The following is a 15,975-nucleotide window of genomic DNA, read 5'->3' as shown; positions in this document are numbered from 1 at the left end:
CCCGGCGGTCGGGGCTCCGCGCCACCCCCCGGTCGGGGCCGCGGGGCTGGGTGGGCACGCCCTCCCCGGCGACCGTCGGCTCCGACCGCAGCAGGGAAGGGGGCCCGCCGAAAACTACCGGGAGTGACTGCGAGGCCGGCTGTCCGGACTCCGCTCCCCACCGGGACGGCAACCGCGCGAGGCCCGTCACCGGCATGCCGGAGCGCCCGGGACTTCTCGCGTCGTGCGGTGCCCAGCAGGCCCCACGACCCCGATCCGGACTTCCTTCCACGGCCTTCACATACCGCCTGACCTGCGTATTTCCTGACCGTGCCGGTGAACCCACGGCCGTCGGCGAGCGCCCGGGCGGTTCTTGACCATGCTTCGTGGACGCTGCTACACATCGACCCGTCGCCGACCTCACCGGGGCGGCGGATCTTCTGTGGGCACGACCGTGGAGGAACCGTGGCGCAATCACCCACCGTACTGGCCGACAGGCTGGACTTCCCGACCAGCCTCACCTTCGACGACGCGGGCCGGATATACCTGGCCGAGTCCGGACTGCCCTTCGGGGGCGCCGCCCCCGGCGGCCGGATCTGGCGTCTGGACCCGGGAACCGACACCTCGTCACGCACCCTGATCGCCGACGGCCTGGCCGCCCCGGTGACCGGACTGCTCTGGCACCAGGACCACCTGTACGTCTCCGAGGGCGGGGCCGGCCGGATCGTCCGGATCGGCCCGGACGGGCAGCGGGCCGTCATCGTCGACGGCATGCCGGGGCCCGGCAACTACCACATCGACATGGCCGTGGCCGGCCGGGACGGGAAGCTGTACTTCGCCCAGGGCGCGATGTCCAACCTGGGGATCATCGGGCTGGACGCCTACGAACTCGGCTGGCTGGGACGGCTCCCGCACTCGTACGACATCCCCGGCCTCGACATCGAGCTCACCGGCTTCAACGTGACCACGGACGACCCGCTGGCCGGCCGGCCCGGCGCGCGGACCACCACCGGCGCGTTCGTCCCGTTCGGCACCGCGACCCGTCCCGGGCAGCGGGTACCGGCCGGACTGCCGTGCAGCGCGGCCGTGCTGCGCTGCGACCTCGACGGCGGCAACCTGGAGCTGGTGGCCTGGGGGATGCGCAACGCCTTCGGCCTGGGCTTCCTGCCGGACGGCCGGCTGCTGGCGGTCGACCAGGGCGCCGACGACCGCGGCAGCCGGCCGATCGGCAACGCCCCCGACCTGCTGTTCGAGGTGCGCGAGGGCGCCTGGTACGGCTGGCCGGACTTCATCGGCGGCATCCCGGTGACGGACCCGGCGTTCAAGCCCACCCGCGGCCCGCAGCCGACCTTCCTGCTGGCCAACCACGGCGAACTCCCGCCGCCCGAGCGCCCGGTGCTCGACTTCGAGTCGCACGTCGCGGCCACCAAGTTCGCCGTGGCGCCCCCGCGCTCGCCGCTGGCCGGACAGCTGGTGGTCACGCTGTTCGGGGACGAGGCGCCGATGACCCTGCCGCCGGGCGGCCCCCGGCTCGGGCGCGACCTGCTGCTGGTCGACCCGACCGACTGGTCCACCCGGGGCCTGCCGTCCGGTCCCGAACTGCACCGGCCGATCGACGTCGGCTTCGCGCCGGGCGACGACGCGCTGCTGATCCTGGACTTCGGCGAGTTCGAGATGACCGACCACGGCGTCGAGTCCCGGCGGGGCACCGGCCGGCTCTGGCGCTGGGCGGGCTGGGACCGCGCGTAGGACGTCATCTCCTCCTCACCGAAAGGGAGTCGCACCATGGCAGGCAGGACCGGACTATGGCTGGTCGGCGGCAGGGGGTCGGTGGCCACCACGGCCGTCTGCGGCCTCGCCGCCTTGCGGGCCGGGCTCGTCCCCGCGACCGGCAGCGTCAGCGAGCGGCTCGACCTCGATCCGGGCGTCTTCCCCGGCTGGTCCGAGCTGGTCACCGGCGGCCACGACCTCGTCCCCACCCCGCTGGGCAAGCGGGCGGAGGAACTCGCCGCCGCGGGTGTGCTGCCCGGTCGGCTCCCGGCGGCGGTCGCCGAGGAACTCGCCGCCGCCGACCGGGAGATCCGCCGCGGCCACGACCCGGACGACGACGCCCCGGCCACCCAGGCCGAGGCGGCGGACCGGCTCGCCGCCGACCTCGCGGACTTCCGGCGCTCCCACGGCCTGGAGCGGGTCGTGGTGGTCAACGTCTCCTCCACCGAGCCCCCGCTCCGGCCGCTGCCCGAGCACGCCGACCTGGCCGCCCTCGACCGCGCCCTCGCCCAGGAGGGGCGCCGGGTGCTCGGCCCGGCCGCCCTCTCCGCGTACGCCGCGTTCTCGGCCGGCTGCCCGTACGTCGACTTCACCCCGTCGCCCGGTCTGCGCATCCCGGCGGTCGCCCAACTGGCCGACCGGCACGGCCTGCCGTACGCGGGCTGCGACGGCAAGACCGGCGAGACCCTGCTGCGCAGCGTGCTGGCACCGATGTTCCTCGCCCGCGGGCTGCGGGTGCGGTCCTGGTCGGGGACCAACCTGCTCGGTGGCGGGGACGGCGCCAACCTCGGGGTGGCGGGCCGCGCGCAGGGCAAGCTGGAGTCCAAGACCCGCGGGCTGGCCGCGCTGCTCGGCGGGGAGGTCACCGCGCCGCTGCACATCGACCACGTCCCCGACCTCGGCGAACGCAAGGTCGCCTGGGACCACGTCTCCTTCGAGGGCTTCCTCGGCACCTCGATGAGCCTGCAGCTGAGCTGGGACGGCTACGACTCGGCGCTCGCCGCGCCGCTGGTCCTGGACCTCGCCCGGCTGGTGGCCGGTGCGCACGCGGCCGGGGAGTCCGGGCCGCTCGGCGCGCTGGCCTTCTTCTTCAAGGACCCGCTCGGCAGCGACGAGCACCGGCTCGCCCAGCAGGAACAGGACCTGGTGTCCTGGGTCCGGCGGATCGAGGTGGCCCGATGAGGGTCGCCCTGCGTCCGTGGCTCGACCTGGTCCGGGCACCGGCGGCGCTCACCGTCCTCGGGGACACCGTGGCCGGCGCGGTCGCCGCGGGCCGTCCGCTGCGCGGCCGGCGGCTGGCCCTGCCGCTCGCCTCCGTCGCCCTGTACTGGTCGGGGATGGCGCTGAACGACTGGGCGGACCGGGCGGTCGACGCGCTGGAGCGCCCCGAGCGTCCCGTCCCGTCCGGTCGGATCGCGCCCGGGGCCGCGCTCGCCGCGGCGGCCGGGCTCGGCGCCACCGGGCTGGCCCTGGCCGGTCTCGCGGGCGGGGCCGACGCGCTGCGCATCGCCGTCCCGCTCACCGCGGCGGTGTGGGCGTACGACACCGTGCTGAAGCCGACCCCCGCCGCCCCGCTGGGCATGGCGGCCTGCCGCGGCCTGGACGTCCTGCTCGGCGCCGGATCCGGGCACTGGCGGGCGGCCGGCGTCCCGGCGCTGGCGCTGGCCACCCACACTCTGGGCGTGACCGCGCTGTCCCGCGGCGAGGTCCACGGCGGCCGCTCCACCGATGCCCGGCTGGCGGTGGCCGCCACCGCGGTCACCGCCCTGCTGACCGGCACGGGCCGGGCCGCCTCGGCCCGGCACCGCACGGCCGGGGCGCTCTGCGCGCTGGGGTACGCGGCCGCCACCGGTGCCGCCCAGCTCGCCGCCGGCCCGGCACGCTCCACCGGACGGACCGCGGACGGCACGGCGGGCGGCACGGCGGCGGCGGTCCGGGCCGCGACGGTGGCCGGGATCCACGGCATGGTGCCGCTGCAGGCCGGGCTGGCCGCACGGCTGGGCTCGCTGCCGGCCGCCGCGCTGGTGCTGGGCGCCCTTCCGCTGGCCCGCCGGCTGTCCACCCGCAGGAGCCCGACGTGAGCGCGATCGCCGTCGGGTACGGCACCAACGGCTTCGCCAACCACCGGCTCGCCGACGCGATCCGGGTCATCGCCGACCTGGGCTACACCTCGGTCGCCCTCACCCTCGACCACCACCACCTCGATCCCTTCGGCCCGGACCTGGCCCGGGAGACCGACCGGCTGGCGGCGCTGCTCTCCGCCGCGGGCCTGCGCTGCGTGGTCGAGACCGGCGCGCGCTTCCTGCTCGACCCGTACCGCAAGCACCACCCCACGCTGGTGTCCGGGGACGCCGCGCCGAGGATCGACTTCCTGCTCCGCGCCGTCCGGATCGCCGAGTCGCTCGGCGCCGACTGCGTGTCCTTCTGGTCCGGTGTGGGCGAGCCCGGGGTGGACGCACGGACCAACCGCGCACGGCTGGTCGAGCACCTCGGCCCGGTCCTGGCCGAGGCGCAGCGCCGCGCCGTGCGGCTCGGCCTGGAGCCCGAGCCCGGCATGGTCGTCCAGCACCTCGACCAGGCGCTCGACCTGCGCCGCGAGCTCGGCGAGCCCGACGCCCTCGGCATCACCCTCGACGTCGGGCACTGCGTGGCCGTGGAGCCGGTGGACGCCGCGCAGTGCGTCCGGCGCGCGGCCGGGCTGCTGGTCAACGTCCAGCTGGACGACATGCTTCCGGGCGTCCACGAGCACCTGGAGTTCGGGCAGGGGCGACTCGATCTCGCCGCGACGCTGGCCGCCCTCGACGGGATCGGCTACACCGGCGTCGCGGCGGTCGAACTGCCCCGGCACAGCCACGCCGCACCGACCACCGCACGAACGGCCCTGGCGGCGATACGCCGGGCCCAGGAGACCGTTTCCGTTCCGCCGGCGCACACGGGTGCGCCGGCGTCGTCCACGATCGGAGACCGCCCATCATGACCGACACCGAGAAACACCGCTGGCTCGAAACCAGCGTCTACGGCGGGAGCCGGCCGGCCCTGCCGCCGGACCCGCAGGAGGACTGGCTGACCTGCGCCGAGCGCCGGGTCCGCGAGTGGCCGGGCACGATCCACCAGGAGTTCCCGCTGGCCGGCCGGATGGTCGGGCGCGGGCCGGTGCGGCCGGACGCCGACCCGCAGGGGCTGGTGCACGGCACGGCCGACGACCGGGCCCGGGCCCGGCTGCTCGCGGTGCTGGCCGGGGCCCTGCCCGGGGCGGTCCTGGCGGCCGAGGTCGAGAAGCTCTACCGGCACGGCGACGCCGCCGAGCGGCGCGGGGTGCTGCGCGCGCTGCCGGACCTGCCGGACGGCGTGCGCCGGCTCGGCCTGGAGCTGGTCGCCGACGGCCTGCGCACCAACGACCCGCGACTGGTCGCGGCGGCGATGGGCCCCTTCGCCGCCCGGCACCTGGAGCAGGACCAGTGGCGCCACGGCGTGCTGAAGTGCCTGTTCACCGAGGTGCCGCTGGGCGCCGTGGCGGAGCTGGTCGCCCGCACCGACGCCGAGCTGCTGCGGATGGCCCGCGACCTGGCCGAGGAACGGCGGGCGGCCGGCCGGGAGATCGGCTCCGACCTGCGCGTGCTGCTCGGCATGAGCGTCCTGCTGGCCCTCGTCCCGCCGCGACCGCAGGAGGCCTGGTCATGAGGATCTTCGACCCGCACATCCACATGACCTCGCGCACCACCGACGACTACCGGGCCATGCGGACGGCCGGTGTCCGGGCGGTGGTCGAGCCGGCCTTCTGGCTCGGCCAGCCCCGTACCAACCCGGGGTCCTTCACCGACTACTTCGACGGCCTGCTCGGCTGGGAGCGGTTCCGGGCCTCCCGGTTCGGGATCAGCCACAACTGCGCGCTCGCCCTGAACCCCAAGGAGGCCAACGACCCCCGCTGCGTCGAGGTGCTGGACGTCCTGCCGCGCTACCTCGGCAAGGACGGCGTGGTCGCGGTCGGCGAGATCGGCTACGACTCGATGACCAGGGCCGAGGACGAGGCCTTCGCCCGTCAGCTGGAGCTGGCCGTCGACCACGGACTGCCGGTCCTGGTCCACACCCCGCACCGGGACAAGCACGCCGGCACCCGCCGCACCCTGGACGTGGTCCGCGAGTCCGGCATCGCCCCGGGCGCCGTCCTGGTGGACCACCTCAACGAGGTCACGGTGGCGACGGTCGCCGACTCCGGCTGCTGGATGGGCTTCTCGATCTACCCGGACACCAAGATGGACGAGCACCGGATGGTCGCCGTCCTGCAGGAGTACGGAACCCACCGGATCCTCGTCAACTCGGCCGCCGACTGGGGGAATTCGGACCCCCTCAAGACGCACAAGGTGGGCCGGGCCATGCTGGCGGCCGGCTTCACCGCGGCGGACGTGGACACCGTGCTCTGGCGCAACCCCGTCGAGTTCTACGGCCGCAGCGGGCGGCTGGTCCTCGACGAGGGGCTCCAGGACGACGCCGACGGCGCCTCCTTCGCGGGCAACTCGGTGCTCCGGGGCGGATCGTGAACCGGCTCTGCTACTCCACCAACGTCCATCCGGCCGAGGACCTGCCCGGCATCCTCCGGCAGCTCGACACCTGCGCAGTTCCGATCCGCGAGCGCACCGGCTTCGACCGGCTCGGGCTGGGCCTGTGGCTGGCCGCCGACGCCGCCTCCGCACTGGCCGCCGACCCGTCCCTGCTCCGCCGGCTGCGGGTCGAACTGGACGCCCGGGACCTGTCCGTGCTCGCCCTGAACGCCTTCCCCTACGGCGGCTTCCACCAGCGGGTGGTCAAGCACGCGGTGTACCGGCCGGACTGGACCGAACCCGCCCGCGCCGCCTACACCGCCGACTGCGCCACCGTGCTGGCCGGCCTGCTGCCCGACGACGCCGACGGCGGCAGCATCTCCACGCTGCCGCTGGCCTGGCGCAGTCCGTGGTCCCCCGCCGCGGACCGGGCCGCCGAGCAGGCGCTGCGCCGGACGGCGGCGGCGCTGCGCACGGTCTCGGCCCGGGCGGGCCGGCCGATCCGGCTCGCCGTCGAGCCGGAACCGGGCTGCGTGCTGGACACCGTCGAGGACGCCGTCGGCTGGCTCGCCACCCGCGCGGACCTCGAATTCGTCGGCCTCTGCCTGGACACCTGTCACCTGGCGGTCTCCTTCGCCGACCCGGAGCGGACGGTGGCCGCCGTCGAACGGGCCGGCCTGCGGGTGGTCAGGATCCAGGCCTCGGCCGCCCTGCACGTGGACGACCCGAACGACCCGGCGGCCCGCCGGCTGCTCGCCGACCATGCCGAACCCCGCTACCTCCACCAGGTGCGGGAGTCGGACGGCGCCGGCCGGGTGCTCACGGCCGACGACCTGCCGGAGGCGCTGGAGCGGCTGCCCGGCCGGTGGCCCTGGCGGGTGCACTTCCACGTGCCGCTGCACGCCCCGCCCCCCGCGCCGCTGCGCGCCACCACCGATGTGCTCCGCCGGGCGGTGGCGGCCGTGCGGGAGCGGACGGTGATCGAGGTCGAGACCTACACCTGGCCGGTGCTGCCCGGGCGACCGGCCGGTGCCCCGGACGACGCCCCCGTGGACATCCCGGCCGGGATAGCCGCCGAACTCACCTGGGCCGAGCGCGAACTGATCAGCGAAAGGGTGGACGGTTGAAACCCGTGGTCCTGCTGGACGTGGTCGGCCTGACCCCGCGCCTGCTGCCGTACATGCCCAACCTCACCCGGCTCGCCGAGCGCGGCGGGTCCGCCCCGCTGCGCACGGTGCTGCCCGCCGTCACCTGCAGCGTGCAGTCCACGCTGCTCACCGGCCGCCTGCCCGCCGAGCACGGCGTCGTCGGCAACGGCTGGTACTTCCGCGAGCTCGGGGAGATCCACCTCTGGCGCCAGCACAACCGGCTGGTCCGGGCACCGAAGGTGTGGGACACCGCACGCTCCCGGCATCCCGGCTACCGGGTCGCCAACGTCTGCTGGTGGTACGCCATGGGCGCCACCACCGACCTGCTGGTCACGCCGCGCCCGGTCTACCACGCCGACGGCCGCAAGTCGCCCGACTGCTACACCCGGCCGGCGGCGCTGCGCGACGAACTCACCGCCGAGCTGGGGCCCTTCCCGCTCTTCCAGTACTGGGGCCCGACGGCCGGGATCGCCTCCAGCCGCTGGATCGTCTCGGCGGCCCGCCGGATCCTCGCCGCCGAGCGGCCCGACCTGCTGCTGGTCTACGTCCCGCACCTGGACTACGACCTCCAGCGCTTCGGGCCCGACGCGCCGCAGGCCGTGGCCGCGGCCCGGGCGGTGGACGCCGAGCTGGCACCGCTGCTGGAGCAGGCGGAGCAGTCCGGCGCGACCGTGGTCGCGCTCGGCGAGTACGGCATCACCCCGGTGCGGCGCCCGGTGGACATCAACCGCGAACTGCGCCGGGAGGGCCTGCTGGAGGTGTACACCCAGGCCGGGATGGAGTACCTGGACCCGTGGGCCTCGCGGGCCTTCGCCGTCGCCGACCACCAGATCGCCCACGTGTACGTCCCCGACGAGGCGGACCTGCCCAAGGTGCGCGACCAGTTGCTCCGGCTGCCCGGCGTGGCCGAGGTGCTGGACCGCGCGGACCAGGCCCGCCACGGCCTCGACCACCCCCGGTCCGGCGAACTGGTGGCGGTGGCCGACCCCGACGCCTGGTTCACCTACTACTACTGGCTGGACGACGTGCGGGCCCCCGACTTCGCACGGTCCGTCGAGATCCACCGCAAGCCCGGCTACGACCCGGCCGAGCTGTTCTTCGACCCGGCGGACCCGCTGGCCAGGGCCCGGGCCGCGCTCGGCCTGGCCCGCAAGAAGCTCGGCCTGCGCCACACCATGAACGTGGTTCCGCTGGACCCCTCCTGGGTCCGCGGTTCGCACGGCCGCCTGCCGGACTCGCCCGCCGACGGCCCGGTGCTGATCTGCTCCGACCCGGCCTGGCGGCCCGTCCTCGACGCGGCCGGCGCGATCGGCGCCACCGACGTCCCCGAGCTGCTGCTGGGACTCCAGGGCCTGGGCCGCTGACGCGCGGCCGTCACCGGTCGTTCAGTGCTTCGGCCCGGGACTCCAGGTAGCGGCGCTCGGGGATGCTGCCGGTGCGCCGGGCGGCCTCCCGGAAGCTGTTCCGGGCGGCCTCCCGGTCACCGCTCATCTCCAGCAGGTGGGCGCGGACCGCGGCGAGCCGGTGGTGGTCCGCGAGCCGGCCGTCGGACTCCAGGGCCGCGAGCAGTTCGAGCCCGGCCGCCGGGCCGAGGGCCATCGCGCGCGCGACCGCGTGGTTGAGCGTCACCATCGGGCCGGGGGCCATCTGCTCCAGCACCTCGTAGAGGGCCATGATCTGCGGCCAGTCGGTGTCCTCGGCGTGCGCGGCCTCGCCGTGCACGGCCGCGATGGCCGCCTGCACCTGGTACGGCCCCGCCACCATCCGGGGGAGGGTCTCGGCTATCAGCGCCAGCCCCTCCTTGAGCGCGGACTGGTCCCAGGCCGAGCGGTCCTGCTCGGCGAGCGGGACGAGGCTGCCGTCGGGCCGGGTGCGGGCCGGCCGGCGGGCGTCGGTCAGCAGCATCAGGGCCAGCAGACCCGCGACCTCGCCCTCCTCGGGCAGCAGCCGGTGCAGCTCACGGGTGAGGCGGATGGCCTCGCGCGCCAGCTCGGGCTGCAGCAGGTCGGGACCGCTGGTGGTGGTGTAGCCCTCGTTGAAGATCAGGTAGAGCACCTGGAGCACGACCGCCAGCCGTTCCTTGCGCTCGCTCTGCGGAGGCATCCGGAACGACGACCCGGTGGACTTGATCCGCTGCTTGGCCCGGCTGATCCGCTGGGCCATGGTCGCCTCGGGGACCAGGAAGGCGTGCGCGATCTGCACGGTGGTGAGACCGCCGACGGCGCGGAGGGTGAGCGCGACCTGCGAGCCGGGGGTGAGCGAGGGGTGGCAGCACAGGAACAGGAGGGTGAGCATGTCGTCCTGCTCGGCCGCCTTCGGCTCCTCGCCGGGACCCGGCGTCACCGTCTCGTCGGCCGGGGTGAGCGCGGCGGCGGTGGCCTCGCGGCGCTGGCGGGCCTGCTCGCTGCGCAGCCCGTCGATCACCCGGCGGGCGGCCACGGTGATCAGCCAGGCCCGGGGGTTGCCGGGGACCCCCTGTTCGGGCCACTGGACGGCGGCGGCCAGCAGGGCGTCCTGAACGGCGTCCTCGCAGGCGTCGAAGTGCCCGTAGCGGCGGACGACCGCGCCGAGGACCTGCGGTGCGAGCGATCGGAGCAGGTCCTCGACCCGGACGTCACGGTTCATCGGCTCAGCTCTCCGTATCGGCTTCGAAAACGACCTGGCGCACCTCGACGCCGGTGTACCGGGCGTCAGGGATCAGGCCGGCCAATTCGATCGCGCGTTCCTTGGACGCGCACTCGACCAGGTAGTACCCGGCCAGGAACTCCTCGGCGGCCAGGTAGGGGCCGTCGGTGATCGCGGGCAGCCCGTCCCGGACCCGGACCGTGGAGCTGCCGGACGGATCGGCGAGGGCCTGGGTCACCACCATCTCACCGGAGTCGAGGATGTTCTGCTGGAACGTGGCGTGCCCGGAGAAGACCTCGTTGCGCTCTCTCTCGGACAAGCCGTCCCAGACTACCGGGTTCATGTGGATCAGCAGCATGTACTTCATCTCATCATTCCTTGGTCCCTTGCACGGTCGACTGGTGCTCTGCACTTGAGACGTCGCCGCCGAAGACCCTCCCTCGACATCCAAGCCCAGATCACGGCCCTTCGCGCGGGTTTCCGCCGCAGACGTCGAGACCGTGTCGCCGGGTCCGACGTTCCGGGTGTGACGGCACCCCCGGGTGCCACCTGCCCGAGAATCCGGAAGGACCCCGTGATGAGCGACACCACACCCCCCAGCGCGCCCGCGCCCCGGGCCGGACGGCGGGAGTGGATCGGGCTGGCCGTCCTCGCCCTGCCCGCCCTGCTGGTCTCGATCGACGTCTTCGTGATGCTGCTGGCCCTGCCCAGCCTCGCGGACTCCCTCCATGCCGGCAGCGTGCAGCAGTTGTGGATCACCGACATCTACTCGTTCATGCTCGCCGGCCTGCTCGTCACCATGGGATCGCTCGGCGACCGCATCGGCCGGCGCAGACTGCTGCTGATCGGCGCCGCCGCGTTCGGCCTCGCCTCCGTCGCCGCCGCCTACGCCGTCAACCCCGCCATGCTGATCACGGCGCGCGCCCTGCTCGGCGTCGCCGGCGCCACCCTCGCGCCGAGCACCCTCTCCCTGATCACCGCCATGTTCCAGGACGCCCGGCAGCGCGGCGCCGCCTTCGGCATCTGGGGCGCGTGCTTCTCGGCCGGCGCCGTCGCCGGCCCGATCATCGGCGGCACCATGCTCGCCCACTTCTGGTGGGGCTCGGCCTTCCTGATCGGCGTCCCCGCGATGGTGCTGCTGCTCGTGCTCGGCCCGGTGCTCCTGCCCGAGTTCCGCGACCCCGACGCCGGGCGCCCGGACCTGATCAGCGTGCTGGAGTCGCTGGCCGCCGTCCTGCCCGCCATCTGGGGCCTGAAGGAGATCGCCAAGGACGGGTGGCAGCCCCTGTCGATCGCGGCCGTCCTGGCCGGCCTCGGCTTCGGGATCCTCTTCGTCCACCGCCAGCACCACCTGACGCATCCGCTGCTCGACCTGGGCCTGTTCCGGCACCGCGCCTTCACGGCCGCGCTGCTCAGCCTGTTCCTCGGCACCATGCTCACCGGCGCGGTGATGTTCTTCGTCACCCAGGCCCTGCAACTGCTGTACGGACGCGACCCGTTGCACGCGGGCCTGTGGATGCTGCCGGCGATCGTCGCCAACACGGTCGGCTTCACCCTGTCCCCCAGGCTCGGTCAGCGCTTCCGTCCGGCGTACCTCATCGGCGGCGGACTGGTCCTGGCCACGATCGGCATGGCGGTGATCACCGGGGCCGAGCCCGGCTCCAGCCCCGCCGTGCTGATCGCCGGCTTCGCCGTGGTCTTCCTCGGCTCCGGCCCGATGGTCACCCTCGGCATGGGCCTGGTCATGGGCTCCGCCCCGGTCGAGAAGGCCGGCTCCGCGGCCGCACTCAACGAGACCAGCGGCCAACTCGGCTTCGCCCTCGGCATCGCGGCCCTCGGCAGCGTCGGCGCCGCCGTCTACCGCGGCGCGCTGCACCTTCCCGAGGGCCTGCCCGACGGGGCGGTCCGGGCCGCGGGGGACTCCCTCACGGGCGCGCAGGAGGCCGCCCGTTCCCTGTCCGGCGAGGTCGCCGACGCCCTGCTGACGCCCACCCGGGCCGCCTTCGCCGTCGAGCTCCACACCGTGGTCACCGTCGCCGGCGTCCTGCTGCTCGTCACCGCCGCCCTGGTGACCGCCCTGCTCCGCCACCTGCCGCCCACCGGCCGGCCGTCGGACGAGGCCGCCGCCGGGCCCACCGGGGGCTCCGGCACCGTCCCCGCGGCGGGCTGATCGCGTCCGTCCCACCCGCCCGACGGGGCGGTCACTCGTACGGCGTACCTCCCCGTGCCCTGCCGACGACGCGGTCGTTGTGGGCGCGGGCGCCCGGTCCTGACGGGCGGCCCGGATCGCCCACGAGGAAAGGTGTGGACCGTATGTCGCAGTTGGTGTCGGTGCAGTGCTTCAATCTGTCGCGCGACGGCTTCGGAGCCGGCGAGGGACAGTCCCTGGAACGGCCGTTCGGCCACGCGGACCCCTCCCCCTTCTTCTCCTGGGCGGGAGCCACCGCGAGTTGGGTGAACCGCGCCGACCCCGGCGGCACCCGCGGCCTGGACGACTACCTGACCCGCGACCACGCCCGCCCGCCGGGCGCGGTGATCATGGGGCGCAACAAGTTCGGCCCCCAGCGCGGCCCCTGGGAGAACCACGAGTGGCAGGGGTGGTGGGGCGCCAACCCGCCGTTCCACGCTCCGGTCTTCGTGCTCACCCACTACGAGCGCCCGTCCTTCACGCTGTCCGACACCACCTTCCACTTCCTCAACGCGACGCCGGAGGAGGCGCTGAAGCACGCGAAGGAGGCCGCCGGGGACCGGAACGTGCGCATCAGCGGCGGGGTGACCACCGTCCGCGAGTTCATCGACGCCGACCTGGTCGACACCATGCACTTCGCCGTCGCACCGGTCGACCTCGGCCGGGGGGAACGGCTCTGGAAGAGCCACACCGAGCTGCTCGACCGCTTCCACCTCGACACGGTACCCAGCCCGAGCGGGGTGACCCACCTCCTGTTCTGGCGGCGGTGACCACCGGCGCGTACGACCGCGCCCTCCCGTCGTGACCACCGCTCGTCGGTGGCGGGGGCCTTCGCCCCGGCCACGGTCGTGCCGGCGCCCGGGCCATCGCCGACCGGCGATCAAGGGCAGCACGTTGGAAGAAATCATGATGTCGAATCGCCTCCCCCGGTTACGACTAACACGCGAGTAGCGCCGCGCGCCCACCGAAGACCGGGTGGTGCCGCCCCGGCGTTCCGCCTCGGAGAAAAGGGGTTGCCCATGAATTCGCCACTACCGGCGAGAACGGTGACACTGCCGTCACTGGAAGGCCTCCGGGCCGTCGCCGTCGTCTTCGTCTTCGCCAGCCACGCGCTCGTCCTCGGGGCCTTCAAGGACCCGAACGCCCTCTCCGTCTTCAGCACCCTGACGGGCGACGGACGCATCGGGTTCCTCGCGGTGTCGTTCTTCTTCGTCCTCAGCGGCTTCGTCCTCACCTGGTCGGCCAAGCCCGGTCAGACCGCGACCGGCTTCTGGCGGCGCAGGGTGGTGCGCATAGGCCCCTCCCACGTCCTGATCGCGTTCGTCGCCCTGAGCCAGTTCGCCGCCGCGGGCGAGACGATCAGATGGGGACCGGCCCTCGCCAACCTCTTCCTGGTCCAGAACTGGTGGCCCTCCCAGGACCTGATCATGTACCAGTTCAACGGCGCGACCTGGACGCTCGCGGTGGAGATGCTCTGCTACGCGATGTTCCCGCTGCTGGTCCGGTTCGTCCGCCGGCTCGGCAACCGGGCGCTGTGGTCCTGGATCATCGGCCTCGGCGCGACCGCCGTCCTGCTCCCGGCGATCAGCTACCCGCTGCTGTCGGGATACCCGCCGAGCCAGTTCTACCCCGCGGGATCCTGGCCCCAGCTGTGGGCGCTGTACTTCTTCCCGCCCGTGCGGTGCATCGACTTCGTGATCGGCATGTTCCTCGCCCGGATCGTCGCCTCCGGAAGCTGGCCGAGGATCCGGATCCTGCCGGCCGCCCTGCTCAACCTCGCCGTCTTCCTGCTGCTGTTCCACCTGCCCATCCCCTTCGGGATCGCGGCGCTCTACCCCGTCCCGGCCGCGCTGCTGATCGGCGCGCTCGCCGTCCGGGACCTGTCCGGCCGGCGCACGGTCCTCAGCGCGCCCTTCATGGTGCGGCTCGGGGAACTGTCCTTCGCCTTCTACATCATCCACATCACCGTGATGTTCGCGGTGCACGCGGCGTTCGCGGGCGATCTGGTGGGCTACGCCCACGCGTACACCCCGACGGCGTTCAGCACGCCCGTCGCCATCGCGTTCGTCGTCGCCCTCTACGCCCTCTGCGTCGCACTGGCCTGGGTCCTGCACAAGACCGTCGAGATGCCGGCCATGCGCCGCTGGAGCCGCCCGGCGGCGCAGCGTGCTCCCAAACGTCCGAACCCGGAGCCCCAGCCACAGACCTGAGCACCCCTCGCACGACGATCGGAGACAGCCATGGCCGAAGCCACCGACCCGACCGACCACTCCGACCACTCCGACCACTCCGACCACCCGTCCTACCCGATGCCCCGGACGTGCCCGTACACGCTGCCGGACGGCTACCAGGAGCTCCTCGACCGACCGACCCTCGGCAAGGTCCGGCTGCCCAGCGGCAAGCTCGCCTGGGCCACGGCCCGCTACGAGGACGTCAAGGCGATGCTGGGCGACAACCGGTTCAGCTCCGACCTGCGCCGCCCGGGCTACCCGCTGATGATGGACCACCAGGTCCCCGCGCCCGAGTTCTCCACCTCGCTGGTCGGGATGGATCCCCCCGAACACACCCTGGCCCGGCGCGCGGTGGCAGCGGACTTCACCCCCCGCAGCATCAACCGCCTGCGGCCCCGGATCCAGGAGATCACCGACGAGTACGTCGACCGGCTGCTGGCCGGCCCCCGTACCGTCGACCTGATCGACGCGTTCGCCAACCCGGTTCCGCTGCTGGTGATCTGCGAGCTGCTCGGCGTCCCGTTCGCCGACCGCGAGTTCTTCCTGCGGACCTCCTTCACGGTGATGAACGCCACCACCCCCGAGGCCGGCGCGGTGGCGACCGCGGAACTCATGGGCTACATGGACGGGATGGTGACCGACAAGGAGCGGACCCCGACCGACGACCTGATCGGCCGGCTGGCGGCGCGGCGCGGCGAGCCGGGCGTCCCCGACCACCGCGACCTCGTCGGGATGGCCTTCATGCTGCTGATGGCCGGCCACGAGACCATCGCGAACGTCATCGGTCTGGGGGCCATGCTGCTCCTCGAACGGCCGGTGCTGCGCAAGGCGCTGGCCGCCGACCCGTCGCGTTGGCCGGCGACGATCGACGAGCTGGTGCGCTACTTCACCATCGCGGAGATCGCCAACTCCCGGGTGGCCCTGGAGGACGTCGAGATCGGCGGGGTCCGGATCGCGGCCGGCGAGGGCGTGCTCGGTCTGACGGTGGGAGCCAACCGGGACCCGCTGCGCTTCGCGGACCCGGACGTCTTCGACCCCGACCGCGTCGAACGCAGTCTGGCGTTCGGCTTCGGCGCGCACCAGTGCATCGGTCAGCACCTGGCCAGGACCGAGCTGGAGGTCGTCCTGACGACCCTGTTCGAGCGCATCCCCGAGCTGCGGCTCGCCGAGCCCGTCGAAGCGCTGCGGTTCAAGGAGGAGCACGTCAACTACGGCCTGCACGCGTTGCCGGTCACCTGGTGAGGGGGAACTCCATGCGGATCCGTACCAACCCCGACAGCTGCATCGGCGCGGGCCGGTGCTACCTGGCGGCGCCCGACCTGTTCGACCAGGACGACCGTGACGGGACGGTCGTGGTGCTGGCCGACCGGGTTGCGGGGGCCCAACTGGCGGGCGCCCGGACGGCGGTCGAGGAGTGCCCGACGCGCACGCTGTCCCTGACCGAGGAATCGGACGTGCCCTGAGGAACGGACGGGGCCGGCGCGGGACCCGTGGGT

15 protein-coding genes are annotated in these 15,975 nt (G+C 73.9%); 13 read left to right on the top strand and 2 right to left on the bottom strand.

Annotated elements, in window-relative coordinates:
• Positions 1–444 precede the first annotated feature (444 nt).
• Genes ACWGKU_RS31505 through ACWGKU_RS31470 form a run of 8 tightly spaced genes read left to right on the top strand, consistent with a single transcriptional unit; the run spans position 445 to position 8,799 of the window.
• Positions 445–1,728, top strand: a complete 1,284-nt coding sequence (locus tag ACWGKU_RS31505; RefSeq protein WP_401046092.1) for a PQQ-dependent sugar dehydrogenase — start codon at positions 445–447, stop codon at positions 1,726–1,728.
• 36 nt (positions 1,729–1,764) lie between these two features.
• Positions 1,765–2,931, top strand: a complete 1,167-nt coding sequence (locus ACWGKU_RS31500; RefSeq protein ID WP_401046093.1) for an inositol-3-phosphate synthase — start codon at positions 1,765–1,767, stop codon at positions 2,929–2,931.
• Positions 2,928–3,830: an SCO3242 family prenyltransferase gene (locus ACWGKU_RS31495; protein ID WP_452180651.1), complete on the top strand. Its 903-nt coding sequence runs from the start codon at positions 2,928–2,930 to the stop codon at positions 3,828–3,830. Before ACWGKU_RS31500 ends, ACWGKU_RS31495 begins: the two co-directional genes overlap by 4 nt.
• Positions 3,827–4,726, top strand: a complete 900-nt coding sequence (locus tag ACWGKU_RS31490; RefSeq protein ID WP_401046096.1) for a sugar phosphate isomerase/epimerase family protein — start codon at positions 3,827–3,829, stop codon at positions 4,724–4,726. Before ACWGKU_RS31495 ends, ACWGKU_RS31490 begins: the two co-directional genes overlap by 4 nt.
• Positions 4,723–5,430 carry an EboA domain-containing protein gene (locus ACWGKU_RS31485; protein WP_401046099.1) on the top strand — a complete coding sequence of 236 codons (708 nt, stop codon included), beginning with the start codon at positions 4,723–4,725 and terminating at the stop codon, positions 5,428–5,430. The genes ACWGKU_RS31490 and ACWGKU_RS31485 overlap by 4 nt, the downstream gene beginning before the upstream one ends.
• Positions 5,427–6,287, top strand: coding sequence for a TatD family hydrolase (locus tag ACWGKU_RS31480; protein WP_452180650.1), 861 nt, complete (start codon positions 5,427–5,429; stop codon positions 6,285–6,287). Before ACWGKU_RS31485 ends, ACWGKU_RS31480 begins: the two co-directional genes overlap by 4 nt.
• Positions 6,284–7,414, top strand: coding sequence for a metabolite traffic protein EboE (gene eboE, locus ACWGKU_RS31475; protein ID WP_452180649.1), 1,131 nt, complete (start codon positions 6,284–6,286; stop codon positions 7,412–7,414). Before ACWGKU_RS31480 ends, eboE begins: the two co-directional genes overlap by 4 nt.
• The gene (locus ACWGKU_RS31470; RefSeq protein ID WP_452180648.1) at positions 7,411–8,799 is read left to right on the top strand and encodes an alkaline phosphatase family protein; all 1,389 of its coding nucleotides are present in this window, start codon (positions 7,411–7,413) and stop codon (positions 8,797–8,799) included. The genes eboE and ACWGKU_RS31470 overlap by 4 nt, the downstream gene beginning before the upstream one ends.
• 10 nt (positions 8,800–8,809) lie before the next feature.
• On the opposite strand, the gene ACWGKU_RS31465 is transcribed toward ACWGKU_RS31470, so the two are convergent.
• The gene (locus ACWGKU_RS31465; RefSeq protein ID WP_380358210.1) at positions 8,810–10,060 is read right to left on the bottom strand and encodes an RNA polymerase sigma factor; all 1,251 of its coding nucleotides are present in this window, start codon (positions 10,058–10,060) and stop codon (positions 8,810–8,812) included.
• Between the two features lie 4 nt (positions 10,061–10,064).
• Positions 10,065–10,427 (bottom strand): YciI family protein, encoded by a 363-nt coding sequence (locus ACWGKU_RS31460; protein WP_401046107.1) that lies wholly within the window; start codon positions 10,425–10,427, stop codon positions 10,065–10,067.
• A 210-nt stretch (positions 10,428–10,637) separates the two neighbouring features.
• Between ACWGKU_RS31460 and ACWGKU_RS31455 the strand changes: the two genes are divergently transcribed.
• From ACWGKU_RS31455 to ACWGKU_RS31435, 5 genes are all read left to right on the top strand, one after another.
• Complete coding sequence (locus ACWGKU_RS31455; RefSeq protein WP_452180647.1) at positions 10,638–12,230, top strand: MFS transporter; 1,593 nt, start codon at positions 10,638–10,640, stop codon at positions 12,228–12,230.
• A 143-nt stretch (positions 12,231–12,373) separates the two neighbouring features.
• Entirely contained in the window at positions 12,374–13,018 is a 645-nt protein-coding gene (locus ACWGKU_RS31450; RefSeq protein ID WP_452180646.1) for a dihydrofolate reductase family protein, read from the top strand.
• Positions 13,019–13,294: 276 nt separating this feature from the next.
• The gene (locus ACWGKU_RS31445) at positions 13,295–14,458 is read left to right on the top strand and encodes an acyltransferase family protein (RefSeq protein ID WP_401054582.1); all 1,164 of its coding nucleotides are present in this window, start codon (positions 13,295–13,297) and stop codon (positions 14,456–14,458) included.
• Positions 14,459–14,488: 30 nt separating this feature from the next.
• A complete protein-coding gene (locus ACWGKU_RS31440) occupies positions 14,489–15,721 on the top strand; it encodes a cytochrome P450 (RefSeq protein WP_452180645.1) in 1,233 nt (410 codons plus the stop codon).
• Between the two features lie 11 nt (positions 15,722–15,732).
• A complete protein-coding gene (locus ACWGKU_RS31435) occupies positions 15,733–15,942 on the top strand; it encodes a ferredoxin (protein ID WP_380358219.1) in 210 nt (69 codons plus the stop codon).
• The last annotated feature ends 33 nt before the right edge of the window (positions 15,943–15,975 follow it).

Source organism: Kitasatospora sp. NPDC054768 (assembly GCF_053612025.1).
This window is presented reverse-complemented; position numbering and strand designations above follow the sequence as displayed.